The organism is Kosakonia sacchari SP1 (genome assembly GCF_000300455.3).
GTDB classification, from domain to species: domain Bacteria; phylum Pseudomonadota; class Gammaproteobacteria; order Enterobacterales; family Enterobacteriaceae; genus Kosakonia; species Kosakonia sacchari.
In genome coordinates this window covers 3,093,388-3,117,920 of record NZ_CP007215.2, presented here as the reverse complement: position 1 = coordinate 3,117,920, position 24,533 = coordinate 3,093,388, and the positions used below count along the sequence as shown (strand labels likewise).

Annotated in this window: 20 protein-coding genes; 10 read left to right on the top strand and 10 right to left on the bottom strand. The window is 53.7% G+C overall.

Features of this window, described 5'->3' with window-relative positions; translation table 11 throughout:
* Positions 1-250: 250 nt before the first annotated feature.
* Positions 251-1,651: an asparagine--tRNA ligase gene (gene asnS / locus C813_RS37725; protein ID WP_017456206.1), complete on the bottom strand. Its 1,401-nt coding sequence runs from the start codon at positions 1,649-1,651 to the stop codon at positions 251-253.
* 159 nt (positions 1,652-1,810) lie between these two features.
* The gene (pncB, locus tag C813_RS37720) at positions 1,811-3,013 is read right to left on the bottom strand and encodes a nicotinate phosphoribosyltransferase (protein WP_017456207.1); all 1,203 of its coding nucleotides are present in this window, start codon (positions 3,011-3,013) and stop codon (positions 1,811-1,813) included.
* Between the two features lie 263 nt (positions 3,014-3,276).
* On the opposite strand from pncB, the gene pepN reads away from it, so the two are divergent.
* Complete coding sequence (pepN, locus tag C813_RS37715) at positions 3,277-5,889, top strand: aminopeptidase N (RefSeq protein WP_017456208.1); 2,613 nt, start codon at positions 3,277-3,279, stop codon at positions 5,887-5,889.
* A 207-nt stretch (positions 5,890-6,096) separates the two neighbouring features.
* On the opposite strand, the gene ssuB is transcribed toward pepN, so the two are convergent.
* From ssuB to ssuE, 5 genes are read right to left on the bottom strand one after another with little or no spacing between them, the layout of a single operon-like run.
* Positions 6,097-6,873 (bottom strand): aliphatic sulfonates ABC transporter ATP-binding protein, encoded by a 777-nt coding sequence (ssuB, locus tag C813_RS37710; protein ID WP_017456209.1) that lies wholly within the window; start codon positions 6,871-6,873, stop codon positions 6,097-6,099.
* Positions 6,870-7,658: an aliphatic sulfonate ABC transporter permease SsuC gene (gene ssuC, locus C813_RS37705; protein ID WP_017456210.1), complete on the bottom strand. Its 789-nt coding sequence runs from the start codon at positions 7,656-7,658 to the stop codon at positions 6,870-6,872. Before ssuC ends, ssuB begins: the two co-directional genes overlap by 4 nt.
* Before the next feature lie 7 nt (positions 7,659-7,665).
* The gene (gene ssuD / locus C813_RS37700) at positions 7,666-8,811 is read right to left on the bottom strand and encodes an FMNH2-dependent alkanesulfonate monooxygenase (protein ID WP_017456211.1); all 1,146 of its coding nucleotides are present in this window, start codon (positions 8,809-8,811) and stop codon (positions 7,666-7,668) included.
* Entirely contained in the window at positions 8,808-9,779 is a 972-nt protein-coding gene (locus C813_RS37695; protein WP_017456212.1) for a sulfonate ABC transporter substrate-binding protein, read from the bottom strand. Before C813_RS37695 ends, ssuD begins: the two co-directional genes overlap by 4 nt.
* Complete coding sequence (ssuE, locus tag C813_RS37690) at positions 9,772-10,347, bottom strand: NADPH-dependent FMN reductase (protein ID WP_017456213.1); 576 nt, start codon at positions 10,345-10,347, stop codon at positions 9,772-9,774. The genes C813_RS37695 and ssuE overlap by 8 nt, the downstream gene beginning before the upstream one ends.
* A gap of 247 nt (positions 10,348-10,594) precedes the next feature.
* On the opposite strand from ssuE, the gene pyrD reads away from it, so the two are divergent.
* Positions 10,595-11,605, top strand: coding sequence for a quinone-dependent dihydroorotate dehydrogenase (gene pyrD / locus C813_RS37685; RefSeq protein ID WP_017456214.1), 1,011 nt, complete (start codon positions 10,595-10,597; stop codon positions 11,603-11,605).
* Positions 11,606-11,773: 168 nt separating this feature from the next.
* The gene (zapC, locus tag C813_RS37680; protein WP_017456215.1) at positions 11,774-12,316 is read left to right on the top strand and encodes a cell division protein ZapC; all 543 of its coding nucleotides are present in this window, start codon (positions 11,774-11,776) and stop codon (positions 12,314-12,316) included.
* Here zapC and C813_RS37675 read toward each other — a convergent pair.
* Positions 12,313-13,422 (bottom strand): YcbX family protein, encoded by a 1,110-nt coding sequence (locus C813_RS37675; RefSeq protein WP_017456216.1) that lies wholly within the window; start codon positions 13,420-13,422, stop codon positions 12,313-12,315. The genes zapC and C813_RS37675 overlap by 4 nt on opposite strands.
* 99 nt (positions 13,423-13,521) lie before the next feature.
* On the opposite strand from C813_RS37675, the gene rlmKL reads away from it, so the two are divergent.
* The 6 genes from rlmKL (at position 13,522) to rmf (ending at position 21,450) form a co-directional block, all read left to right on the top strand.
* Positions 13,522-15,630, top strand: coding sequence for a bifunctional 23S rRNA (guanine(2069)-N(7))-methyltransferase RlmK/23S rRNA (guanine(2445)-N(2))-methyltransferase RlmL (gene rlmKL / locus C813_RS37670; protein WP_017456217.1), 2,109 nt, complete (start codon positions 13,522-13,524; stop codon positions 15,628-15,630).
* Positions 15,631-15,642: 12 nt separating this feature from the next.
* The gene (locus C813_RS37665) at positions 15,643-17,550 is read left to right on the top strand and encodes an ABC transporter ATP-binding protein (protein WP_017456218.1); all 1,908 of its coding nucleotides are present in this window, start codon (positions 15,643-15,645) and stop codon (positions 17,548-17,550) included.
* Positions 17,551-17,561: 11 nt separating this feature from the next.
* Positions 17,562-18,830, top strand: coding sequence for a membrane integrity-associated transporter subunit PqiA (gene pqiA, locus C813_RS37660; protein ID WP_017456219.1), 1,269 nt, complete (start codon positions 17,562-17,564; stop codon positions 18,828-18,830).
* The gene (gene pqiB, locus C813_RS37655; protein WP_040016487.1) at positions 18,820-20,460 is read left to right on the top strand and encodes an intermembrane transport protein PqiB; all 1,641 of its coding nucleotides are present in this window, start codon (positions 18,820-18,822) and stop codon (positions 20,458-20,460) included. Before pqiA ends, pqiB begins: the two co-directional genes overlap by 11 nt.
* On the top strand, positions 20,457-21,029 hold the full coding sequence (gene pqiC, locus C813_RS37650) for a membrane integrity-associated transporter subunit PqiC (protein ID WP_017456221.1): 573 nt from the start codon (positions 20,457-20,459) through the stop codon (positions 21,027-21,029). The genes pqiB and pqiC overlap by 4 nt, the downstream gene beginning before the upstream one ends.
* Positions 21,030-21,282: 253 nt before the next feature.
* A complete protein-coding gene (gene rmf / locus C813_RS37645; RefSeq protein WP_017456222.1) occupies positions 21,283-21,450 on the top strand; it encodes a ribosome modulation factor in 168 nt (55 codons plus the stop codon).
* Between the two features lie 70 nt (positions 21,451-21,520).
* On the opposite strand, the gene fabA is transcribed toward rmf, so the two are convergent.
* Entirely contained in the window at positions 21,521-22,039 is a 519-nt protein-coding gene (gene fabA, locus C813_RS37640; protein WP_017456223.1) for a bifunctional 3-hydroxydecanoyl-ACP dehydratase/trans-2-decenoyl-ACP isomerase, read from the bottom strand.
* A gap of 69 nt (positions 22,040-22,108) precedes the next feature.
* Positions 22,109-23,869 (bottom strand): AAA family ATPase, encoded by a 1,761-nt coding sequence (locus C813_RS37635; protein ID WP_017456224.1) that lies wholly within the window; start codon positions 23,867-23,869, stop codon positions 22,109-22,111.
* 182 nt (positions 23,870-24,051) lie between these two features.
* On the opposite strand from C813_RS37635, the gene matP reads away from it, so the two are divergent.
* Positions 24,052-24,504, top strand: coding sequence for a macrodomain Ter protein MatP (matP, locus tag C813_RS37630; RefSeq protein ID WP_020457269.1), 453 nt, complete (start codon positions 24,052-24,054; stop codon positions 24,502-24,504).
* The last annotated feature ends 29 nt before the right edge of the window (positions 24,505-24,533 follow it).

The window sequence follows — 24,533 nt, the reverse complement described above, 5'->3', positions numbered from 1 at the left end:
TTCTTATAACGGCATTTAGCCGTCCAGATAGCTGTGCGTATTTTAACCAAAAGTGCTAATTAACAGGCTGACATATTCCGCAATAAACAGAGTGGGTGATTTCTGTACAGAAGTTTTTCAGGTGTAAAAAGGTGCAAAGAAGAGTAAAAAACGCGGTGGGGATCGATGATGACACTTGTGAACTGTTAATAAAAGTTGACGGGCGTCACATAAATGAAAAAGGCCAGCGATAACGCTGGCCTTTAGAACATCAGAATGTTGCGGAGCGCGGAGTACGCGGGAACGGGATCACATCACGCACGTTCTGTACGCCGGTCACATAAGCAATCAGGCGTTCAAAACCGAGACCGAAGCCGGAGTGCGGTACAGTGCCGTAACGGCGCAGATCGCGATACCACCAGTAATCTTCTTTATTCAGCCCCATTTCTGCCATGCGGGCATCCAGGACATCAAGACGCTCTTCACGCTGAGAACCGCCGATGATTTCACCGATACCCGGCGCAAGCACATCCATCGCCGCCACGGTTTTACCATCTTCGTTAAGACGCATATAGAACGCTTTAATATCTTTAGGGTAGTTTTTCACCACCACCGGTGCTTTGAAGTGTTTCTCGGCCAGGTAACGTTCATGTTCAGAAGCCAGGTCAACGCCCCAGTAAACCTGGTTCTCGAACTTCTCACCGCATTTTTCGAGAATGGCGACCGCATCGGTGTAATCAACCTGGGCGAAATCGGCCGCAATGAAGCGCTCCAGACGGCCAATTGCGTCTTTGTCCACGCGCTCTTCAAAGAACTTCAGGTCATCCAGACGCTCTTCCAGCACCGCTTTAAAGGCGTATTTCAGCATCGCTTCAGCCAGACGTGCGTTATCGTCGAGATTGGCGAAAGCGATTTCCGGTTCCAGCATCCAGAACTCCGCCAGGTGGCGACTGGTGTTGGAGTTCTCCGCGCGGAAAGTCGGGCCGAAGGTATAAACCTTGGACAGGGCGCAGGCATAGGTTTCCGCATTTAACTGGCCGGAAACGGTCAGGAACGCTTCTTTGCCAAAGAAATCTTTATCAAAATCAACTTTGCCTTCCGCGGTACGTGGCAGGTTTTCCATATCCAGCGTGGAGACGCGGAACATTTCGCCTGCGCCTTCGGTATCTGACGCGGTGATAAGCGGCGAGGAAACCCAGAAGAACCCTTGTTCGTCAAAGAAGCGATGCAGCGCCTGCGCCAGCGTGTGGCGAACGCGCGCAACTGCGCCAATCAGGTTAGTGCGCGGGCGCAGGTGGGCGACTTCGCGCAGATACTCAATACTATGGCGTTTTGCCGCCATCGGGTAGGTATCCGGATCTTCAACCCAGCCGGTGACTTCGACAGAGGTCGCCTGAATTTCCAGACTCTGGCCTTCGCCCGGTGACGCCACAACTTTGCCGGTCACAATTACCGAGCAACCGGTGGTCAGGCGTAAAACATCCTGATTGTAATTGGGCAGAGAATTATTAATAACGGCCTGTACAGGATTAAAGCAGGAGCCGTCATAAACGGCGAGGAAGGAGATACCAGCTTTAGAATCTCGGCGGGTGCGTACCCATCCGCGTACGGTGACTTCACTGTCAACGGCAACACGGCTATGGAATACGTCGGCTACAGGCACAACGCTCATAATATTCTCTCTGTTAATAGTCGGAAAAAATAAACACTTGTCCGCCCGATTAGGGGGGATATCTATGTTACCTGGCGTACGCCATCAGACAAGCAGAATTCGCAGGAACAATTAATAAATTATTGGCAAAAAAGAAGGGAGCCTCCAGGCTCCCTTCTATTAACTGGCTTTTTTGACCTGCGGCAGGTCAAATGCTTCGCGTAAGGCGCGGACAAACGCCTTGTCATGGCAGATAGTTTTCCCGGGGCTGTCGGATAATTTCGCCACCGGTTTTCCATTGCACTCAACGAGCTTGATAACAATATTCAGCGGTTTCACGCCGGGAATATCACACGTCAGGCGTGTTCCGATACCAAAGCCCAGCTTGACGCGATCGGCAAAGTGGCAATAGAGATCCAGCGCTTTATTCAGGTCCAGATTATCCGAGAATATCAGCGTCTTCGACAGAGGATCGATGCCGAGTTTCTCATAGTGATCAATCGCTTTTTCGCCCCATTCCACCGGATCGCCAGAATCATGGCGCAGGCCCTGGTAGCGGGTTGCGAATTCCGGGCCGAAGTCACGCAAAAACGCATCCATCGTAATGCAGTCTGTTAACGCGATCCCTAGTTGGTTTGGGTACTCTTCAAGCCAGGCTGCGAGCGCCGCGCGCTGGCTGGTGGCCAAATCGGGGCTGATCTGCTGGTGGGCCTGGAACCACTCATGCGCCTGGGTTCCCATTGGCGTCAGCGACAGACGGCGAGCCAGATCATAATTGCTGGTGCCGATAAACCACGGTTCCTGTTGCAACCGTTCGACGATCGCTTGTTGCACATCGCGGGAGAAACGTCGGCGTGTACCGAAGTCCATAAGACGGAAACCGGACATATCTACCTGCGCGGTGCGCGCAGCGAAATCCGCCAGTTTATCTTCCAGATGCAGCAGAGCCTGCTGAACGCCAGTCTGCGGCGAACGGCAGCGGTGAACCACTTCACTGATTACTGCCAGCAGCGGTACTTCCCACATGATCACTTCACGCCACGGGCCGGAAAGGCTGATATGCAGCTTGCCGTTGTCGTTAGTAATCGTGACCTGGCGAGGGTCGTAACGAAAATGACGTAGCCAGTTAAGGTAGTCAGGCTGGAAGAAGGGGAGGCCGGACAGCCACAGATACTCGTCATCTTGCAGACGCAACGACTGCATGGAGTCGACCTGTTCGCGGATAGCATCGGCATAAATACCGAGCAGGTCATCGCCGCGACAGCGGAATTCAGCCGTGACATGCACGTCATAATAGTGGTGGAACACCGCTTGCTGCATGTGCAGCTTATAAGCGTCGGTATCCAGCAGCGTTTGCAGACCAGAGAAAGCGAGTTGAGTCATGGTGCGCAGTAGCATCCTCTTACAGGAGCGTTTAGTACAATAAACAAAGCAGAATGTCGCTGGAGTATACCTTGTTTACCTGGTTATTGAACCCTGATCACACCATAAGGCGTTGAATGGGTCGATGGCATTTCGTGCCGACTGTTATAAAAATGTAGCAGACAGAGCTTTTCCCTCTGAAAAGATGAAGATTCTGCGTGGCGCGTTTGCGGCAACCGGAATAGACTGGAGTCGTAACCAACAGAAGATGCTAAAGGTTTTTTATGACACAACAGCCACAAGCCAAATACCGCCACGACTACCGTGCGCCGGACTACCTAATTAGCGATATTGACTTGACCTTTGACCTTGACGCCGCCAAGACCGTCGTCACAGCGCTGAGCAAAGTGTCACGCCATAGCGCCTCTGCTGTGCCGCTGCGCCTGGATGGCGGCGAGCTGACCCTGATTTCCATTCACGTAAATGATGAGCCCTGGACCAACTATAAAGAAGAAGGCTCCCAACTGGTGATCGATGGCTTGCCAGAGCGTTTTACCTTGCGCATTGTGAATGAGATAAGCCCGGCCGCGAACACCGCGCTCGAAGGGCTATACCAGTCCGGTGAAGCGCTGTGCACGCAGTGCGAAGCGGAAGGCTTCCGCCATATTACCTGGTATCTTGACCGCCCGGATGTTCTGGCGCGCTTTACCACCAAGCTGATTGCCGATAAAACCCGCTATCCGTTCTTGCTCTCTAACGGCAACCGCGTTGATCAGGGCGAGCTGGAGAATGGTCGTCACTGGGTACAGTGGCAGGATCCCTTCCCGAAACCCTGCTATCTGTTTGCGCTGGTCGCCGGAGATTTCGACGTGCTGCGCGACACGTTCACCACCCGTTCCGGGCGTGAAGTGGCGCTGGAGCTATATGTCGATCGCGGCAACCTCGATCGTGCGCCGTGGGCGATGACCTCGCTGAAAAACTCCATGAAATGGGACGAACAGCGTTTCGGCCTCGAGTACGATCTCGACATCTATATGATTGTCGCGGTCGACTTCTTTAATATGGGCGCCATGGAAAACAAAGGGTTGAATATCTTCAACTCGAAATACGTGCTTGCCCGCACCGATACCGCTACCGACAAAGACTACCTTGATATTGAGCGCGTGATTGGTCACGAATACTTCCATAACTGGACCGGTAACCGCGTAACCTGCCGCGACTGGTTCCAGCTCAGCCTGAAAGAAGGCTTGACAGTGTTCCGCGATCAGGAGTTCAGCTCTGATCTGGGTTCCCGTGCGGTAAACCGCATTAATAACGTGCGCACCATGCGCGGTATGCAGTTCGCCGAAGACGCCAGCCCAATGGCGCACCCGATCCGCCCGGATAAAGTCATTGAAATGAATAACTTCTACACCCTGACGGTGTATGAAAAGGGCGCGGAAGTAATTCGCATGATGCATACGCTGCTTGGCGAAGAGAATTTCCAGAAAGGGATGCAGCTCTATTTTGAGCGTCATGACGGTAGCGCGGCGACCTGCGACGATTTCGTGCAGGCTATGGAAGACGCGTCAAACATCGATCTGTCGCATTTCCGCCGCTGGTACAGCCAGGCCGGTACGCCGGTGGTGACGGTGCACGATGATTACAACCCGAACACCGAGCAATACACGCTGACCATCAGCCAGCGCACACCGCCGACCGCGGAACAACAAGACAAACTGCCGCTGCACATTCCGTTCGATATCGAACTGTACGATAACGAAGGTAAAGTGATCCCGTTGCAGAAAGACGGGCACCCGGTACATAACGTCCTCAACGTCACTCAGGCGGAACAGACTTTTATCTTTGATAACGTCTATTTCCAGCCGGTACCGTCGCTGCTGCGTGAATTCTCCGCGCCGGTGAAACTGGAATATAAGTGGAGCGATCAGCAACTGACCTTCCTGATGCGCCACGCCAGTAACGATTTCTCTCGCTGGGATGCGGCACAAAGCCTGCTGGCAACACACATTAAACTGAACGTTGCGCGCCACCAACAGGGCCAGGCGCTGTCGCTGCCATTGCACGTCGCGGATGCTTTCCGCGCGATCCTGCTGGACGAAACGATTGATCCGGCGCTTGCTGCAGAGATCCTGACGCTGCCGTCGGCAAATGAGATCGCCGAGTTGTTTGAAACCATCGATCCTGTAGCCATCGCGGCGGTACGTGAAGCGCTGACGCGCACGCTTGCCACCGAACTTGCTGATGAGTGCCTGGCGGTTTACAACGCGCATAAACTCGATAGCTACCGCGTTGAACATGCGGATATCGGCAAACGTTCGTTGCGCAACACGTGCTTGCGTTACCTGGCGTTTGGCGATGCGCAACTGGCAGACAAACTGGTGAGCCAGCAGTATCACGACGCCGATAACATGACGGATGCCCTGGCGGCGCTCTCGGCGGCGGTTGCGGCGCAACTGCCGTGCCGTGATACGCTGATGCAAGAGTACGATGACAAGTGGCATCACGACGGCCTGGTGATGGATAAATGGTTTATCCTGCAGGCCACCAGCCCGGCGGAAGATGTGCTGCAAAAGGTGCGCAGCCTGTTGAAGCATCGCTCGTTCTCCCTCAGCAACCCGAACCGCATCCGCTCGCTGATTGGCGCTTTCGCCGGCAGCAACCCGGCGGCGTTCCATGCGCTGGATGGCAGCGGTTATCAGTTCCTGGCCGAGATGTTAACTGAGCTTAACAGCCGTAACCCGCAAGTGGCATCGCGTCTGATTGAGCCGCTGATCCGCCTGAAACGCTATGATGCTAAACGTCAGGCGATGATGCGTGCGGCGCTGGAGCAGCTAAAAGCGTTGCCAAACCTTTCCGGCGATCTGTACGAGAAAGTCAGCAAAGCGCTAGCGTAATAACAATGCCGCCTTCACCGAAGGCGGCATTGATTTTCCCCGTAAAGGGCATGCCGAAACCGTTATAAAGAAGCGTCTCCCAGTCCGTGATTTAACCTTCAAACCAATCGAACCGAGCCAGAGCCTGTTGATGATCACGCTGGCAGAGCGGTGTTCAGTGACTAATCAGCCTTAACGGGCGCGAAATGTGTCGGTTACTACAGAACATTAAGCGTGACGAGTTTTTGGTAACGGAACGGTTTCCGACTCGCCGCGTTTCATCACCCGGTTCAATACTTCCGCTTCTAGCTCCGCTAGCCTTACCGAACCCAGGCGGCGTGGACGCGGCAGATCGATGGCTAAGTCCAGCCCGATTTTTCCTTCTTCTATTAACAGTACGCGATCCGCCATCGCCACCGCTTCACTGACATCATGCGTCACCAGCACCACTGTGAAACCGTGTGTCTGCCATAATTGTGTGATGAGCGCCTGCATCTCCAGTCGGGTTAATGCATCCAGCGCACCTAACGGCTCGTCGAGCAGCAGCAACCCCGGTTGATGTACCAGCGCCCGCGCCAGCGCGACTCGCTGTTTCTGCCCGCCGGACAACGCCGCTGGCCACTCGCTGCCTCGCTGTTCCAGCCCGACCGCGCGTAACGCATCCTGCGCGGCTTCCCGCCAGCGACCTTTCAACCCTAAACCGACATTATCGATCACTGACTTCCATGGAAGTAACCGGGCATCCTGAAACATCATCCGCGTGTCATTTTGAATATTCGCCAGCGGCGTACTGCCTGCTAACAGCTTTCCGGCATTGGCGGTTTCCAGCCCGGCCAGCAGGCGCAGCAACGTGCTTTTGCCTCCGCCGCTGCGGCCTACCACGGCGACAAACTGCCCGGCGGCAATATGCAGATCCAGCCCGCTCAGCACGGTGTTATTGCCGTAATGCTTACTCACGCCATTTAATAACAGCGGGATCCCCTGAGTGAGTCGCGCAGTATTCATGCTGTTGCCTCCTTCACGTGATAAGCGGGATGCCAGCGCAGCCACAGGCGCTCCAGCAATTGCGCACTGACATCGGCCAGTTTACCGAGCAGGGCATAAAGGATGATGGCGACCACCACGACATCCGTTTGCAGGAACTCTCTGGCGTTCATCGCCAGGTAGCCAATTCCGGCGTTAGCGGAAATCGTCTCCGCCACAATCAGCGTCAGCCACATCAGGCCGAGCGCAAAGCGTACCCCGACCATAATCGACGGCAGAGCGCCGGGGAGGATCACATGAGCAAAGAGCGCAAAACCGGATAAACCGTAGCTGCGCGCCATCTCCAGCAATCCCCGGTCGATATTACGAATGCCGTGCCAGGTATTGATGTAAATGGGGAACAACGTACCAAGCGCTACAAGAAAAATTTTCGCGCTCTCATCGATACCAAACCACAAGATAACTAGCGGGATCAGCGCTAGATGCGGCACATTGCGCAACATCTGGATGGAGGTATCCAGCAGACGTTCTCCCCAGCGCGATAACCCGCTAATCAACCCCAGTGCCAAACCGATACTGCCGCCAATTGAGAAACCAATCACTGCGCGCCAGGAGCTGATCGCCAGGTGTTGCCACAATTCACCGCTCACGCTTAATGTCCAGAACGCTTCCAGCACGCCTTCCGGTGAGGGCAGAATGCGCGTGGAGAGTAAGCCGGTGGAGGAGGCGATTTGCCACACAACCACAATCCCCGCCGGCAGCAGCCAGGGGGCAATGTGCAGGAGCCATTTCTTTTCTGCCGCCATAATTGCCTCAGCTTTGCGCCACTTTTCGGGGAATAAATTCGTTCGCCACCGTTTCGCCCTGCAGTTGTAATGGCTGTGGCTGCGGAATTTGCGGCACCGCGACATCAAGGTGCGGGAACAGCAGTTCGCCGACGCGATATGCCTCTTCCAGGTGCGGATAGCCGGAAAGAATAAAGCTGTCGATACCAAGCTCTGCGTATTCATTGATTCTTGCCGCGACCGTCGGGCCATCGCCCACCAGTGCGGTTCCCGCACCGCCGCGCACCAGCCCAACGCCAGCCCACAGGTTGGGGCTGATCTCCAGTTGATCGCGTTTACCGCCATGAAGCGCCGCCATCCGCTGTTGACCGACGGAATCCTGACGAGAGAAGGCGGCCTGCGCTTTAGCAATGGTGGCATCATCCAGGTGAGCGATCAGGTTATTTGCTGCCTGCCAGGCTTCGGCATTCGTTTCCCGGACAATCACATGCAGACGAATACCGAAGCGCACTTTACGTCCGTGGGCGGCGGCTTTGGCGCGTACCTGTTCAATTTTTTCTTTTACCTGCGCCGGCGGCTCGCCCCACGTCAGATAGAGGTCAACCTGTTCAGCGGCCAGATCTTGCGCCACATCGGACGATCCGCCGAAATAGAGTGGCGGTCGCGGCTGCTGCACCGGCGGGAAAAAGAGTTTCGCGCCGCGCACATGAATATGTTTGCCCTCAAAATCTACAGTGTCGCCTTCCAGCAGACGACGCCAGACGTGAGTAAACTCCGCAGAGGCTTCATAACGCTGCGTATGATCGAGAAACACGCCGTCTCCGGCCAGTTCCTGCGGATCGCTGCCGGTCACCAGGTTAAAAAGCGCACGTCCATTTGAGAGCCTGTCCAGTGTGGCCGCCTGGCGTGCAGCGACGGTCGGCGACGTGACACTGGGGCGCAGGGCGACAAGAAACTTCAACCGCTGCGTCACCGGGATAAGTGAGGCGGCGACCAGCCACGCATCTTCACAGGAGCGACCGGTGGGGATCAGCACTCCGCTGAACCCTAAACGATCCGCCGCCTGCGCGACTTGTTGTAAATAAGCATGATCTACCGGGCGCGAGCCGTGGTCCGTCCCTAAATAGTGACCATCGCCGTGGGTGGGTAAAAACCAGAACAGATTTAAGCTCATGACTTGGCTCCTTGGTTGGCCGGTTGCCAGATACGGGTGCGAATATCGACTTTTTTCGGCAGCAAATGGTTCTCATAGAAGAGATCGGCCGTTTGCTGTTGCAGTGCGGCGGTGGTGTCATCGACCGGTGAGATTTTGGTCGGTGGGCGGTGATCGAAATAGCTGGCAATCACCGGCTGGGGCAGCCCCAGTGTTTTGGCAAACAGCGCGATGCTTTCGTCACGCTGGCTAAGGGTTAACGCGTCGGCTTCGCTAAAGGTATTCAGCACGCCCTGAATAAATGCCCCGTTTTTTTCCGCATAAGGACGCGACGCTAAATAGAAGGAGCCGGTCTGTTTCAGTGTGGTGCCGTCTTTTAATACGCGCACGCCACCCTGAAGCAGGGCCGCCGAGTAGTAAGGATCCCAGATGGCCCATGCATCAACGTTACCTTGCTGGAACGCGGCACGTGCATCCGCAGGTGTCAAAAACACGGGCTGAATATCGCTGAATTTTAGCCCAGCCTGTTGCAGTGCGCGCAGCAGTAAATTGTGTGAGCTGGAGCCTTTCTGGAAAGCGACTTTATGTCCCTTCAGGTCGGCAACCGTTTTAATCGGGCTGTTTTGGGCAACAAGGATCACTTCTGCTTTCGGCTTCGGCGGTTCAACGCCGACATACAGAAGATCCGCGCCAGCGGCTTGCGCAAAAATCGGCGGAATGTCGCCCGTGCTGCCGAGATCGATACTGCCAATATTCAGCGCTTCCAGCATTTGCGGGCCTGCCGGGAATTCCGTCCAGGTGATTTTGGTGTTCGGGTAGCGTTTTTCCAGCAGGTCATAGCTTTTTGCCAGCACCATGCTGACACTGCCTTTCTGGTAACCAATACGCAAACTCTCCGGTGCCGGTTCGGCGGCCTGTGTCCAGGCGGAAAGTGTCAGTAAACCGCTTAATGCCAGCCATTGTGCGCGGTTTTTGAACAGATTAAACATGCGCGACTCCTTGCGGCAGGTGGAAATCCGGCGCCTGGATATCCCGGCGGTGCAGCGCTTGCCAGAAAGTTTCCAGCGCTTTATCCAGACGGGTTTGCAGGTTGGGCGTCAGACTGGGCTTGTGCTGATAATCTAGCACCTGACTATCATCGGCGAAGACGCCATGCAGGATCTCTTGCGCTTTCAGCGCGCTGAGTACCGGCTTAAGGGCGTAATCCACCGCCAGCATGTGCGCAACGGTGCCGCCAGTGGCCAGCGGCAACACCACTTTGCCTTCCAGCGCCCGCTCGGGCAGTAGATCGAGCAGCGTTTTCAGGGAGCCGGAGTAAGCCGCTTTATAGATCGGTGTGGCGACAATCAACCCATCTGCCTCGTTAAGTTGCCCAATAAATGTTTGCAACGCGGGGCTATCAAAGCGGGCATAGAGGAGATCTTCCGGCGCGAAATTTTGCAAATGCCAGTGACACACTTCGATCTCCTGCGCATTCAGACGCTCGCGGGCATACTCCAGCAACGCGCTGGAGCGGGAGGGAAAGCGCGGGCTTCCGGCCAGGGTGATAACTCTCATAATCGCTCCTTATAACCAATTGTTTGCTTTTAGATAACATTCATAACAATTGAAGGCAGTGTGGCAGAGTCGATTTATTCCACTAAATGATTTATTCGATGAAAATATGCTGAAATTTGCATAAAGGAGAGGGGTTAGAGAAAACGATTGCGTCGATTCGTCTTTTTTTGCCGCAGGTCAATTCCCTTTCGTCGGGTAATCACTGATAATACGCCCCCGGTTTGCAACCGGGAATCCAGGAGAGTTCATGTACTACCCCTTCGTTCGTAAAGCCCTTTTCCAGCTCGATCCAGAGCGCGCTCATGAATTAACGTTCCAGCAATTACGCCGAATTACCGGCACGCCTTTCGAAGCCCTTGTACGTCAGCGTGTACCGGAGAAGCCGGTCAAATGCATGGGGCTGACCTTTAAAAACCCGTTGGGGTTAGCGGCCGGGATGGATAAAAATGGCGAGTGCATTGATGCGCTGGGCGCGATGGGGTTTGGCGCCATCGAAATCGGTACCGTAACGCCGCGCCCGCAACCCGGTAATGACAAGCCGAGGATCTTCCGTCTGGTTGATGCGGAAGGACTGATCAACCGCATGGGTTTCAATAATCTTGGCGTGGATAACCTGGTTGAGAACGTAAAGAAATCACACTTCGACGGTGTGTTGGGCATTAATATTGGCAAGAATAAAGACACGCCCGTCGAGCAGGGTAAAGATGACTACCTGATTTGTATGGAAAAAATCTATGCCTATGCCGGTTATATCGCCATCAATATTTCTTCGCCGAATACGCCCGGTTTACGCACACTACAATATGGCGAAGCGCTGGACGATCTGCTTACGGCAATTAAGAATAAGCAAAACGATCTGCAAAACCTGCATCATAAATATGTTCCGGTAGCCGTAAAGATCGCACCAGATCTTTCTGAAGAGGAATTGATCCAGGTGGCCGATAGTTTAGTTCGTCACAATATTGATGGTGTTATTGCCACTAATACCACGCTTGAAAGATCGCTGGTACAGGGAATGAAACATTGCGACGAAACGGGTGGGTTAAGTGGCCGTCCGTTGCAATTAAAAAGCACGGAAATTATTCGGCGGTTGTCGCAAGAATTAAACGGGCGCTTGCCGATTATTGGCGTAGGCGGCATCGACTCGGTGATAGCGGCTCGCGAAAAAATTGCCGCCGGGGCGTCACTGGTGCAAATTTATTCGGGCTTTATTTTTAAAGGCCCACCGCTGATTAAAGAAATCGTTACCCATATCTAATCTTTTATCCCTTCCTGCACAACCAGGGCTTTATTTCCCGCCCTGGTTGTTTTATATTCCACCACTGTTGCTAATTTAAACATTTTAGTCTTTTATTATTTAGGTAATAAACGAGGCGGCAAACAGGATGAAAAAGTTACAGGATGTTTAGGGGAAGGGGAGAGGAAAATGCGAATTAAACCTGACGATAATTGGCGCTGGTATTTTGATGATGAGCATGATCGCATGATGCTCGATTTAGCCAATGGCATGTTATTTCGCTCTCGTTTTGCCCGTAAGATGCTGACACCAGACGCTTTCTCGCCGTCTGGTTTTTGTGTTGATGATGCTGCGCTTTATTTCTCCTTCGATGAAAAATGCCGCGATTTGCCGTTATCCAATGAGCAACGGGCTGAACTGGTGCTTAACGCGCTGGTAGCGATTCGCTTCCTCAAGCCGCAAATGCCGAAAAGCTGGCACTTTATGACGCATGATTCCCTGTGGACGCCTGTTACGGGCGAAGGCGCTTGTGTCTGGCTGAGCGATACGCAGGAGTGTGTGAATCTGCTGGTGGTTGAACCGGGTGAAAATGCTGCGTTGTGTCTGCTGGCGCAACCCGGCGTGGTGATTGCCGGGCGCACCATGCAACTGGGCGACGCGATTAAAATTATGAATGATCGCCTCAAACCACAGCTGCATACCAATGCAATTCAGCTCGAACAGGCGGTTTAAGCCTCCAGTCGCAGCGATGTTTTCGGCACACAGCTACAGCAGAGAATTGAACCATCCGGCGCAACCGCTGATTTCTTCAGCGCACTGACTTCACCTTCCACTACGCGAATACGGCAGCAACCGCAAATCCCCGCGCGACACGAGTAGGGTACGCGAATTCCCTGGTTTTCCAGCTGTTCCAGCAACACTTGTTGGTTATTGCCGCGAAATGTTTGACCTTGCCAGTTGATTTCCACCGTCCCTGCGGGTTGTGCATCCTGTTCAACAGACTCTTCGACTTCGCCAGCGCCGTATGTTTTCGCGGGCCTCGTTGCCAGCACGACTACCTCATCGCCGACGCGAATCACACCGCTGTTACGGGCAATCAGGTTTTGACCAAAATCGATGGCGCCATTGTCCTGCGCAGTGCGAAAACGCTGTAAGGTCGCGAGAGGTTCACCGGAAGGGTGTTTTTGCCCGCGCTCCGGGCTGACGGTAGTGAACACGCAGCGGCTGCACGGTTTCACAACGTCGAAAACCACCTCGCCAATACGCACCACTTTCCAGCTGTCCTCTTCCCACGGCTGCGCGCCTGTTACCACCAGGTTGGGGCGAAACTGCTCCATTTTCACGCTGGCCGGGCAACGGTTTTGTACATCACGCAGCGAGGCTTCGTTAGCCAGCAGATACGGAAAACCATCGGCGAAAGATAACGCTACGTCCTCGTGGTGTTTGACGCGGCGGGTTAATTCAGGCCCAACCCAGCGCAATTGCACCTCGCGCGCAAAAAAGCCACTCAGCCAGCGGTTAATCTCTTCGGGTGCGATAAGGGCCATAAAGTGGTTACCCCACACTTCCGTGGGCGCGGCGTCGAGCGCAAACTCGGCAAAGCGAATCACCGCGCTGCTACCATCCGGTGCGGTCAGGTGCAAACCATCGGTTAACGGTGAGGGCGTAAAGCGCACCATCTGCGGATACTGTCGTGCGGTAATAAAAGTGCCATCGGGTTGCGTGACCATAAAAACACGGTCAAAAGCGAGGCCGCTGATATCGGCAAGTGCATGCGTCAGGCCAATACCGCGCATGGATTTTACCGGATGAATAAAAAGACGTGAAAGCGTTGGCACGTCTTCCCCCTGTCTGATGAAAATTAGCCCTCAACTTTATGACATGAACGCCAGATTAGCTATAATGCGCAACAATTTTCGTTGAATGTAAGTGACATTATGATTTCTCTGTTTGCCAGTACGGCCCGCGGGCTGGAAGAGCTGTTAAAAACTGAACTGGAAAAACTCGGCGCTGTTGAGTGCCGGGTGGTTCAGGGTGGTGTCCATTTTGAAGGGGACACGCGGCTCCTGTACCAGAGCCTGATGTGGAGTCGTCTGGCTTCGCGCATTATGCTGCCGCTCGGGGAGTGCAAGGTTTACAGCGATCTTGATCTCTACCTCGGCGTGCAGGCGATCAACTGGACAGAGATGTTTAATCCGGGCGCAACCTTCGCCGTCCATTTTAGCGGCCTGAACGATGAAATCCGTAACAGTCAGTACGGGGCGCTGAAAGTCAAAGATGCCATCGTCGATAGCTTTACCCGCAAAAATCTGCCGCGTCCGAATGTGGAACGTGAGATGCCGGATCTGCGTATTAACGTCTGGCTGAACCAGGATACGGCGAATATCTCCCTTGATCTGAGCGGCGAAGGTTTGCACCTGCGCGGCTACCGCGATCGCACCGGGATGGCGCCGATCAAAGAGAACCTGGCCGCCGCGATCGTGATGCGTTCTGGCTGGCAGCCTGGCACTCCGCTGCTCGATCCGATGTGCGGTTCCGGGACACTGCTGATTGAAGCTGCGATGGCAGCGACCGATCGCGCGCCGGGTCTGCACCGTGGCCACTGGGGTTTTGGTGGTTGGGCGCAGCACGATGAAGCGTTGTGGCAAGAGGTGAAAGCCGAAGCGCAAACGCGTGCGCGTGCGGGGCTGGCAAATTACGCCTCCCATTTTTATGGTTCAGACAGCGACGCGCGCGTTATCGATATCGCCCGTAAAAACGCCCGCCGCGCCGGGATTGGCGAGCTGGTGACGTTTGAGGTGAAAGATGTTGCCGGGCTGAGCAACCCGCTGCCAAAAGGCCCGTACGGTACGGTGATCAGTAACCCGCCGTATGGTGAGCGTCTGGAGAGTGAACCGGCGCTGATCGCGCTGCACAGCTTGCTGGGCCGTCTGCTGAAAGCGCAATTTGGCGGCTGGAATCTGTCGCTGTTTAGCGCCTCGGTTGATTTGCTGAACTGCCTGCAACTGCGCGCTGAGCGCCAGTTTAAAGCGAAAAATGGCCCGCTGGACTGCGTGCAGAAAAATTACCATCTGGCGGAAAATACTGGCGAAGCGAAAGCGCCGGCAATGGCCGAAGATTACGCGAATCGCCTGCGCAAAAACGTGAAAAAGCTGGAGAAATGGGCGCGTCAGGAAGGTATCGAATGCTATCGCCTGTACGATGCCGATCTGCCGGACTACAACGTCGCGGTCGATCGCTATGCCGATTGGGTGGTGGTGCAGGAGTATGCCGCGCCGAAAACGATTGATGCGCAAAAAGCACGTCAGCGCCTGTTTGACATCATCGCCGCCACCATTCAGGTGCTGGGAATTGCGCCAAACAAACTGGTGCTAAAAACCCGTGAACGGCAGAAGGGCAACAACCAGTATCAGAAGATGAATGAAAAGGGTGATTTCATGGAAGTGAGCGAATATAACGCTCGCCTGTGGGTCAACCTGACCGATTATCTGGATACCGGTCTGTTCCTCGATCACCGTATCGCGCGCCGTATGCTCGGCCAAATGAGTAAAGGAAAAGATTTCCTGAATCTTTTCTCTTATACCGGCAGCGCCAGTGTGCATGCCGGTCTGGGCGGTGCGCGCTCGACGACAACGGTGGATATGTCACGTACCTATCTGGAGTGGGCCGAGCGCAACCTGCGTCTTAATGGTCTGAGCGGTCGAGCGCATCGCCTGATTCAGGCCGACTGCCTGGCGTGGCTGCGCGATACTGATGAGCAGTTCGATCTGATCTTTATCGATCCGCCGACCTTCTCCAATTCCAAACGTATGGAAGAGTCTTTCGATGTGCAGCGCGACCATATGGCGCTGATGGAAGATCTCAAACGCCTATTGCGTAAGGGCGGCACGATTATGTTTTCCAATAACAAACGCGGTTTCCGTATGGATCTCGACGGGCTGGCGAAACTGGGTCTTAAAGCACAAGAAATCACCCAAAAAACGCTGTCGCAGGATTTTGCCCGCAACCGTCAGATCCACAACTGCTGGCTGATTACCGCAGCCTGAAAGGATAAATAAATGTCATTAATCAGTATGCATGGCGCGTGGCTGTCGTTCAGCGATGCGCCGCTTCTCGATAATGCTGAGCTGCATATCGAAGAAAACGAACGCGTGTGCCTTGTCGGGCGTAACGGCGCGGGGAAATCGACGCTGATGAAGATCCTCAACCGGGAAGTTAACCTGGACGATGGTCGCATTGTGTATGAGCAAGATTTGGTGGTGGCTCGCCTGCAACAGGATCCGCCGCGTAATGTTACCGGCAGCGTCTACGATTTTGTCGCTGAAGGGATTGAAGAGCAGGCCGAGTATCTCAAGCGCTACCATGAGGTTTCTCACCTGGTGATGAGCGATCCGAGCGATAGAAACCTCGCTGAGTTAGCGCGTGTACAGGAGATGCTGGATCACCACGGTCTGTGGCAACTGGAAAACCGCATCAACGAAGTGCTGGCGCAGCTTGGGCTGACGGCGGATATGTCGCTCTCTGCTCTTTCCGGCGGCTGGTTGCGTAAAGCGGCGTTAGGGCGCGCGCTGGTGAGCGGTCCGCGCGTGCTGTTGCTCGACGAACCAACCAACCACCTGGACATTGAAACTATCGACTGGCTGGAAGGGTTCCTGAAATCTTTCGGTGGCACCATTATCTTTATCTCTCACGATCGTTCGTTTATTCGCAATATGGCGACCCGTATTGTCGACCTCGATCGCGGCAAGTTGGTTTCCTATCCGGGCAATTACGATCAGTATCTGCTGGAGAAAGAAGAAGCCCTGCGCGTGGAAGAGCTGCAAAACGCGGAGTTTGATCGCAAGCTGGCACAGGAAGAGGTGTGGATCCGCCAGGGCATCAAGGCGCGTCGTACGCGTAACGAAGGCCGCGTCCGCGCGTTAAAAGCCATGCGCCGCGAGCGCAGTGAACGCCGTGAAGTGATGGGCAGCGCGAAGATGCAGGTGGAAGAAGCCTCCCGCTCCGGCAAGATTGTTTTCGAGATGGAAGACGTCAATTACGGCATTGATGGCAAAGTGCTGGTGCGCGATTTCTCTACGCAGGTGCAGCGCGGCGACAAAATTGCGCTGATCGGCCCGAATGGCTGCGGTAAGACTACGCTGCTGAAATTGATGCTCGATCAACTCAAAGCCGATAGCGGGCGTGTCCATGTCGGCACCAAGCTGGAAGTGGCCTATTTCGATCAGCACCGCGCCGAGCTGGATCCGGATAAAACGGTGATGGACAACCTTGCTGAAGGGAAGCAAGAAGTGCTGGTGAATGGCAAGCCGCGCCATATTCTGGGTTACTTGCAGGACTTCCTGTTCCATCCGAAGCGGGCGATGACGCCGGTACGTGCGCTCTCTGGCGGGGAACGCAACCGGCTTTTGCTGGCGCGCTTGTTCCTGAAACCCAGCAACCTGCTAATTCTCGATGAACCAACCAACGACCTGGATGTTGAAACGCTGGAGCTGCTGGAAGAACTTATCGACGCCTATCAGGGTACGGTTCTGCTGGTGAGCCACGATCGTCAGTTCGTTGATAATACCGTGACCGAATGCTGGATCTTCGAAGGCGAAGGCCAGATTGGTCAGTATGTTGGCGGCTATCACGATGCCCGTGGTCAGCAAGCAGCGTCGCAGATGCAAAAACAGGACGCCGCGAAAAAAAGCGTGGAAGCGCCGGTCGCCAAAGCAGAAACTGTCAAACGCAACAGTAACAAACTAAGCTATAACCTGCAGCGTGAACTGGAACAATTACCGCAAAAGCTGGAACAGCTGGAAGCGCAACTTGGGGATTTGCAAGCGCAGGTCGCCGATGCCAGTTTCTTTAGCCAGCCGCACGACCATACGCAGAAAGTCTTAGCCGATATGGCTTCGGCGGAGCAAGCGCTTGAGGAAGCGTTTGAACGCTGGGAGTATCTGGAGGCTCTGAAAAACGGCGCATGAAGGGAGCCTGTATGTGTGAACACCACCACGCCACTCGCCACATTCTCTGTTCGCAATGTGACATGCTGGTGGCGTTACCGCCGCTGCAACATGGACATAAAGCGGCTTGCCCGCGTTGTGGGACAACGCTTACGACCGAGTGGGACGCGCCGCGGCAGCGTCCCACTGCTTATGCTATCGTCGCACTGTTTATGTTATTGCTCTCCAACCTTTTTCCCTTCGTAAATATGAAAGTGGCGGGCGTTGCCAGTGAGGTGACGCTGCTGGAAATTCCTGGCGTTATGTTCTCGGAAGATTACGCCAGCCTTGGTACTTTCTTTCTGTTGTTCGTGCAGTTAGTTCCAGCGTTTTGCCTGGTGACGATCCTGCTGCTGGTTAATCGCGTACCGATGAATTTTCGCCTGAAAATTGGTCTTGCCCGCGTGTTATTCCAGCTTAAAAGTTGGGGAATGGCAGAGATCTTTCTCGCCGGGGTACTGGTGAGTTTCGTCAAACTCATGGCTTATGGCGATATTGGCATCGGCAGCAGTTTCATTCCCTGGTGCCTGTTCTGTCTGCTGCAACTGCGGGCGTTTCAGTGCGTAGACCGCCACTGGCTGTGGGATGACATTGCGCCAGCGCCCGCTGTTGCGCAACCGCTACATGTTGGTGTACCGGGTATCCGCCAGGGGCTGCGATCTTGCCCTTGCTGTACGGCGATAGTGGCGATTGACCAGCCGGTTTGCCCACGCTGCCATACTCACGGTCATGCGCGTCGGCGCAACAGTATTCAGTGGACGCTGGCGCTGCTGATGACCGCTATCATGCTCTATCTACCCGCCAATATTTTGCCCATCATGGTGACCGATCTGTTGGGCGACCGTATGCCGTCGACCATTCTGGCTGGAGTGATTTTGCTGTGGAGTGAGGGGTCGTATCCGGTCGCGTTAGTGATTTTTATCGCCAGCATTATGGTGCCGACGCTGAAAATGATTGGCATCGCCTGGCTGTGTATTGATGCGAAAGGGCACGGAAAGCGCGATTGCGAACGCATGCATTTTATTTATGAAATAGTGGAATTCGTTGGGCGCTGGTCAATGATTGATGTGTTTGTTATTGCCGTACTGTCTGCGCTGGTGCGGATGGGGGGGCTGATGAATATTTATCCTGCGATGGGTGCGCTGATGTTTGCGCTGGTCGTTATTATCACGATGTTTGCGGCAATGACTTTCGATCCGCGTCTGAGTTGGGATCGCGAGCCACAAACGCACCATGAGGAGTCGTTAAAGCATGGAGAATAAGAGTGGGGAAGCCAGGGTGCAAAAGGTGAGAAACTGGTCACCGGTGTGGATTTTCCCGATTGTGACGGCGCTGATTGGGGCCTGGATCCTTTTCTATCATTACAGCCATCAAGGGCCGGAAGTCACCTTAATCACCAATAACGCCGAAGGAATTGTCGGCGGTAAAACGACGATTAAAAGCCGCAGCGTGGACGTTGGCGTAGTGGAGAGTACGACGCTGACCGATGATCTTACCCACGTTGAGATCAAAGCGCGGCTCAATTCCGGCATGGAAAAGCTCCTGCATAATGACTCGGTGTTCTGGGTGGTGAAACCGCAGGTGGGCCGCGAAGGTATTAGCGGGCTTGGCACGCTGCTTTCTGGTGCCTATATCGAACTTCAGCCTGGTGTGAAAGGCAATGCACCAGAGCGCTATAACTTGCTCGATTCGCCACCGCTGGCACCGCCGGATGCGAAGGGCATCCGCGTGATCCTTGACAGTAATAAAGCGGGGCAATTAACCGCTGGCGATCCGGTGTTGTTCCGTGGCTATCGCGTGGGTTCGGTGGAAACCAGCACCTTCGATACGCAAAAACGGACCATGAGCTATCAGCTGTTTATTAACGCGCCGAACGATCGGCTGGTGACCAGCAATGTACGTTTCTGGAAAGACAGCGGTATTGCCGTCGATCTCACCTCTGCCGGGATGCGCGTTGAGATGGGTTCGCTGACGACGCTGTTCGGTGGCGGTGTCAGCTTCGATGTGCCGGATGGCCTGGATTTGGGGCAGCCGGTGGCGGAAAACAGTGCTTTTAAATTGTATGACGATCAGCGCAGTATTCAGGATTCGCTATACACCGAACACGTTGATTATTTGATGTTCTTTAAAGATTCTATCCGTGGCTTGCAACCCGGCGCGCCGGTTGAATTCCGCGGCATCCGTCTTGGTACGGTGAGCAAGGTGCCGTTCTTTACGGAAGGTATGCGCCAGGCGCTGAATGATGATTACCGTATTCCGGTTCTGATCCGTATTGAGCCTGAACGTCTGGCGAACCAATTGGGTGAAGATCCGGATATGAGCGCACATCTGAATGAGCTACTGAAGCGTGGTCTGCGAGGCTCGTTGAAGACCGGCAATATCGTTACCGGCGCGCTGTATGTTGATCTCGACTTTTACAATAATGCCCGGGCGATCAGTGGTATGCACGAGTTCGCAGGCTATCCTATCATCCCGACTGTGAGTGGTGGACTGGCACAGATCCAGCAACGGTTAATGGATACGCTGGATAAAATCAACAACTTACCGTTGAACCCGATGATCCAGCAGGCGACGAGCACGCTATCTGAAAGCCAGCAAACGCTCAAACGTCTGCAAACGACGCTGGATAACCTCAACAAATTGACCGCCAGCCAGTCGATGCAGCAACTGCCTGCAGATATGCAAAGCACACTACGCGAGCTCAACCGCAGTATGCAGGGCTTCCAGCCGGGCTCCGCCGCCTATAACAAAATGGTGGCAGATATGCAGCGTCTCGATCAGGTATTGCGTGAACTGCAACCGGTGCTGAAAACGCTTAACGATAAGAGCAACGCGCTGGTATTTGAAGCGAAAGGGAAACCCGATCCGCAGCCGAAGAGGGCAAAAGAATGAGGAAGAGCGCATTAGCGATACTGGCGTTATTGCTGACAGCATGCAGTAGCGGTGGTGATAACAAAAGCTACTATCAGCTGCCTTCGCCATCGCAAGTAAAAGCGCAGGCGACAGCCGGGCAGAACCAGGGAAATCGTCAGCTATGGGTAGAGCAGGTTTCGGTACCTGATTTTCTCGCCGGCAATGGCGTGGTGTACCAAACCAGCGATGTGCAGTACGTCATTGCAACGAACAATTTGTGGGCCAGCCCGCTCGATCAGCAACTGCGTAACACGCTGGTGTCCAATCTGAGCAATCAGTTGCCTGGCTGGGTGGTCGCCTCGCAGCCGTTAGGAAGCGAACAAGATACGCTAAATGTAACTGTAACCGGTTTTCATGGTCGCTATGATGGGCGCGTGATTGTAAGCGGTGAATGGCTGCTTAAACATCATGGACAACTGGTTAAGCGTCCCTTCCATATTGAGCTGAAACAGCAGCAGGATGGCTATGATGACATGGTGAAAATGCTGGCTCAGGGCTGGCAGCAAGAAGCGGTCAGTATTGCGAATGCGCTAAATCGTCTGCCATAAGTAAATCTTAAGTCTATGAAAACTGCCACAGATAAAATCTATGGCGGTTTTTTTATGTTTGGGGACAAACCATTAGTTGTGCTGGCTCACATTTTTTGTACAAATGAACTTTTGTGTAGCTCACATTTATGACACTGGCGTGAATTTTGCGCATTGACGACGAAGTCTATTCAAGGTATTTGTGACCTGTGGTTGCGCATTAAGTGACCACTGTTTTCTTTTCCACCAGATCAAATAATGAGGGAAACGAGGCATGAAGAGACAAAAACGCGATCGCCTGGAACGGGCACATCAACGTGGTTATCAGGCTGGTATTACCGGGCGCCCGAAGGAAATGTGTCCCTACCAAACCCTGAATCAAAGGTCCGAGTGGCTGGGAGGCTGGCGGGAGGCCATGGAGGACAGGGCAGTCATTGCCTGATTCTGTCTCTTTAAAAAAGAAACCTCCGCATTGCGGAGGTTTCGCCTTTACTGGGGTAAGTAACCCGGTATCAGAAATTAGACGTATCCTGGAACAGACCTACTTTCAGATCCGCAGCAGTGTAGATAACGCGGCCATCAACCAGCACTTCACCATCTGCCAGCCCCATAATCAAACGACGGTTTACAACGCGTTTAAAGTGAATACGGTAAGTCACGGTTTTCGCCGTTGGCAGCACCTGACCGGTGAATTTCACTTCGCCTACGCCCAGCGCGCGGCCTTTACCTTCGCCGCCGAGCCAGCCCAGGTAGAAACCAACCAGTTGCCACATAGCATCAAGGCCGAGGCAGCCTGGCATCACCGGGTCGCCAATGAAATGGCAGCCAAAGAACCACAGATCCGGGTTGATATCCAGCTCAGCTTCAACATAGCCTTTATCGAAGTTACCGCCGGTTTCAGTCATTTTGACCACACGGTCCATCATCAGCATGTTCGGTGCCGGCAATTGCGGGCCTTTTGCGCCAAACAATTCGCCACGACCAGAGGCAAGAAGATCTTCTTTTGTATAGGATTCGCGTTTATCTACCATGTTCTCAGTAAGCCTTATTTGTAGTTTCGGACGCAGGATAGCTAACACGTGTACGCTGAACAAGTCCGATCAGTTTCGGATAAACCAGTTCAACCAGCGAAGCGGCCACGGGAAGCGGTGGCGCGCATCCTGCTGTGTTGCCTGCGCGATACGTTCCTGGATGAGTTGCTTAAGGTTGTTTTGCCCGTCGGCATCCCACGGCAAGCCCGTTAATAAGGGTAGTGCATCCATCATGTCATCTACTGCCCAGATAAAAAATTGCTGCGCTTGGATAGCATCCAGAAGTTCCTGCTGCAGGCAGAGATGGCGCACATTTGCCGAAGGAATAATCACACCTTGTTTGCCAGTGAGCTGGCGCTGCTGACAAATAGCGAAGAAGCCTTCGATTTTTTCATTCAGCCCGCCGACTGGTTGGGAGCGACCAAATTGATCAACTGAGCCGGTAATAGCAATGCTCTGATTAAGCGGAACTTCAGACAGCGCGCTGATTAATGCGCACAGTTCAGCCATTGATGCGCTGTCTCCGTCGACTTCGCTATATGATTGTTCAAAAGTCAGTGAGGCGGAGAAGGGGATCTGTTGTTCCAGTTCCAGTTCCGCCATCAGGAACGCTTGCATGATCATCATGCCTTTGGCGTGGATATTACCGCCCAGCTCAGCTTTGCGTTCAATATCGTTAAACTCACCATCGCCAACATGTACCACACAACTGATTCGCGAGGGTTCACCAAAGGCTCGTGGATGTCCCGGAAACTCGATAACGGACAGCGCATTGATTTGGCCGATGCGTTCTCCCTCGGTTTCGATCAGGATTTGCTCAAGCAGGATCTCATCCTGCATGCGTTCCGCCAGGAAGCCTTCACGCCACTCTCGCTGAGCAAGCATTGTCTGGAACTCTTCCGCGCTGAAGGTTTCATCGGTAGACATTGCTGCCACTTCGCGCAGTTGCCGTGACAACCACATTGGGCAAAGTGGTAACGTTTCCTGATCGCCTGTGTAGCGGACGGCTTCACGAATGAGCTTTGTCCATGCGTCAACTGCAGGGGCAGGCAAGTGCGCATCGCGTGCGGTTTGCTCGACCCACTGACGCCATATGGACATCGTTTCGGCATCGGCAATTTGCAGCGTTTCTTCGTATTCGCTGTAAATAGCCTGCGACGCGAGTTCCGGCTCCATTTCCTGGAAATCCGCCAGTGATTCACGTTCACCCACCAGGATGACTTTGAGATCCATTGGCATAGACGGCACTATGACGGGCAGGGGGCGCGATTCATCAAAGGAAACCCAGTCGAAACGGCGCTGCGTTACCATGGTTTTCAGACGCATCCACAAAAGCGGTTGTGCGAGAAGAGTACGTAGGGAAATTATCAATACTCCACCGTTTGCCTGATGGACGAGGCCGGGTTGTAACGTGATTTCCTGATTAAACTGGCGAAGGCAGCCGAAAAGTTGTTCTGCCTCTACCCAGTCGGCTATCACGGTAGGTTTATTGCCGATAAAATTTGCCTGAGCATCAGCCGAAGGTTCAAAGTGAATCGCGGAACCATTGACATGATATTGGCCGCCAGAAAAAGGGCGGGCTTCGGGGATGAGCATTTCGGTGGCGCTGGCGATAAGCGCAAGATATTCGGCTTCTTCTGGCGCTTTAGCCAGCAAAAAGCGTGACGTCGCCTGCGGATAGAGCAATTGCTCCAGCGCGTACTGTAATCGGGGTTGCGTATCGGCCAGGGAGAAGTCCGTTTCGCGGGCTAATTCGGACGATTCAAATACTTCCTGATAGCTGGTGGTATCAGGAACCAGGTCGTTCCATTCAAGTTTTGTAATGGTCAAAGTCGTTTTTTTAGTCTGATGTCAAAGGCGCGATTATACCGTAAACGTTCGTGCAGCACACAGTCATTAGACGCTTTCGCGACGCGAACGCTATTGACCTAACCGAGGTTGTGATTTCTTTTCAGCAGAGTTGGAAAAAACTGATATTCTGGACTGAGTTACACGGTCACGTTGAGAGCGCAATGAAATATCAACAACTGGAAAATCTCGAAAGCGGCTGGAAATGGAAGTATCTGGTAAAAAAGCATCGTGAAGGGGAATTAATCACGCGCTACATTGAAGCCAGTGCCGCTAAAGACGCGGTCGATTTATTGTTGACACTCGAAAATGAACCCGTACAGGTCAACGATTGGATTGTACAGCATATCAATCCGTCATTGATTAACCGGATGAAACAAACTATTCGCGCCCGCCGCAAGCGGCATTTCAACGCCGAACATCAGCATACGCGTAAAAAATCGATCGATCTGGAATTTGTGGTCTGGCAGCGTCTGGCTGGGTTAGCGCAGCGCAGGGGGAAAACGCTTTCTGAAACGATTGTGCAACTGATTGAAGATGCTGAACACAAGGAGAAGTATGCCTCTCAGATGTCTACGCTGAAGCATGACCTGCAGGCATTGCTCGGGAAAGAATAGGTGCGTATTATCCCAGGCTTTTATTTCAG

Excerpts from the sequence above, each read along its gene's own strand:
- asnS (WP_017456206.1), bottom strand. The coding sequence starts at position 1,651 with ATGAGCGTTGTGCCTGTAGCCGACGTATTCCATAGCCGTGTTGCCGTT.
- pncB (WP_017456207.1), bottom strand. The coding sequence starts at position 3,013 with ATGACTCAACTCGCTTTCTCTGGTCTGCAAACGCTGCTGGATACCGAC.
- pepN (WP_017456208.1), top strand. The coding sequence starts at position 3,277 with ATGACACAACAGCCACAAGCCAAATACCGCCACGACTACCGTGCGCCG.
- ssuB (WP_017456209.1), bottom strand. The coding sequence starts at position 6,873 with ATGAATACTGCGCGACTCACTCAGGGGATCCCGCTGTTATTAAATGGC.
- ssuC (WP_017456210.1), bottom strand. The coding sequence starts at position 7,658 with ATGGCGGCAGAAAAGAAATGGCTCCTGCACATTGCCCCCTGGCTGCTG.
- ssuD (WP_017456211.1), bottom strand. The coding sequence starts at position 8,811 with ATGAGCTTAAATCTGTTCTGGTTTTTACCCACCCACGGCGATGGTCAC.
- C813_RS37695 (WP_017456212.1), bottom strand. The coding sequence starts at position 9,779 with ATGTTTAATCTGTTCAAAAACCGCGCACAATGGCTGGCATTAAGCGGT.
- ssuE (WP_017456213.1), bottom strand. The coding sequence starts at position 10,347 with ATGAGAGTTATCACCCTGGCCGGAAGCCCGCGCTTTCCCTCCCGCTCC.
- pyrD (WP_017456214.1), top strand. The coding sequence starts at position 10,595 with ATGTACTACCCCTTCGTTCGTAAAGCCCTTTTCCAGCTCGATCCAGAG.
- zapC (WP_017456215.1), top strand. The coding sequence starts at position 11,774 with ATGCGAATTAAACCTGACGATAATTGGCGCTGGTATTTTGATGATGAG.
- rlmKL (WP_017456217.1), top strand. The coding sequence starts at position 13,522 with ATGATTTCTCTGTTTGCCAGTACGGCCCGCGGGCTGGAAGAGCTGTTA.
- C813_RS37665 (WP_017456218.1), top strand. The coding sequence starts at position 15,643 with ATGTCATTAATCAGTATGCATGGCGCGTGGCTGTCGTTCAGCGATGCG.
- pqiA (WP_017456219.1), top strand. The coding sequence starts at position 17,562 with ATGTGTGAACACCACCACGCCACTCGCCACATTCTCTGTTCGCAATGT.
- pqiB (WP_040016487.1), top strand. The coding sequence starts at position 18,820 with ATGGAGAATAAGAGTGGGGAAGCCAGGGTGCAAAAGGTGAGAAACTGG.
- pqiC (WP_017456221.1), top strand. The coding sequence starts at position 20,457 with ATGAGGAAGAGCGCATTAGCGATACTGGCGTTATTGCTGACAGCATGC.
- rmf (WP_017456222.1), top strand. The coding sequence starts at position 21,283 with ATGAAGAGACAAAAACGCGATCGCCTGGAACGGGCACATCAACGTGGT.
- fabA (WP_017456223.1), bottom strand. The coding sequence starts at position 22,039 with ATGGTAGATAAACGCGAATCCTATACAAAAGAAGATCTTCTTGCCTCT.
- matP (WP_020457269.1), top strand. The coding sequence starts at position 24,052 with ATGAAATATCAACAACTGGAAAATCTCGAAAGCGGCTGGAAATGGAAG.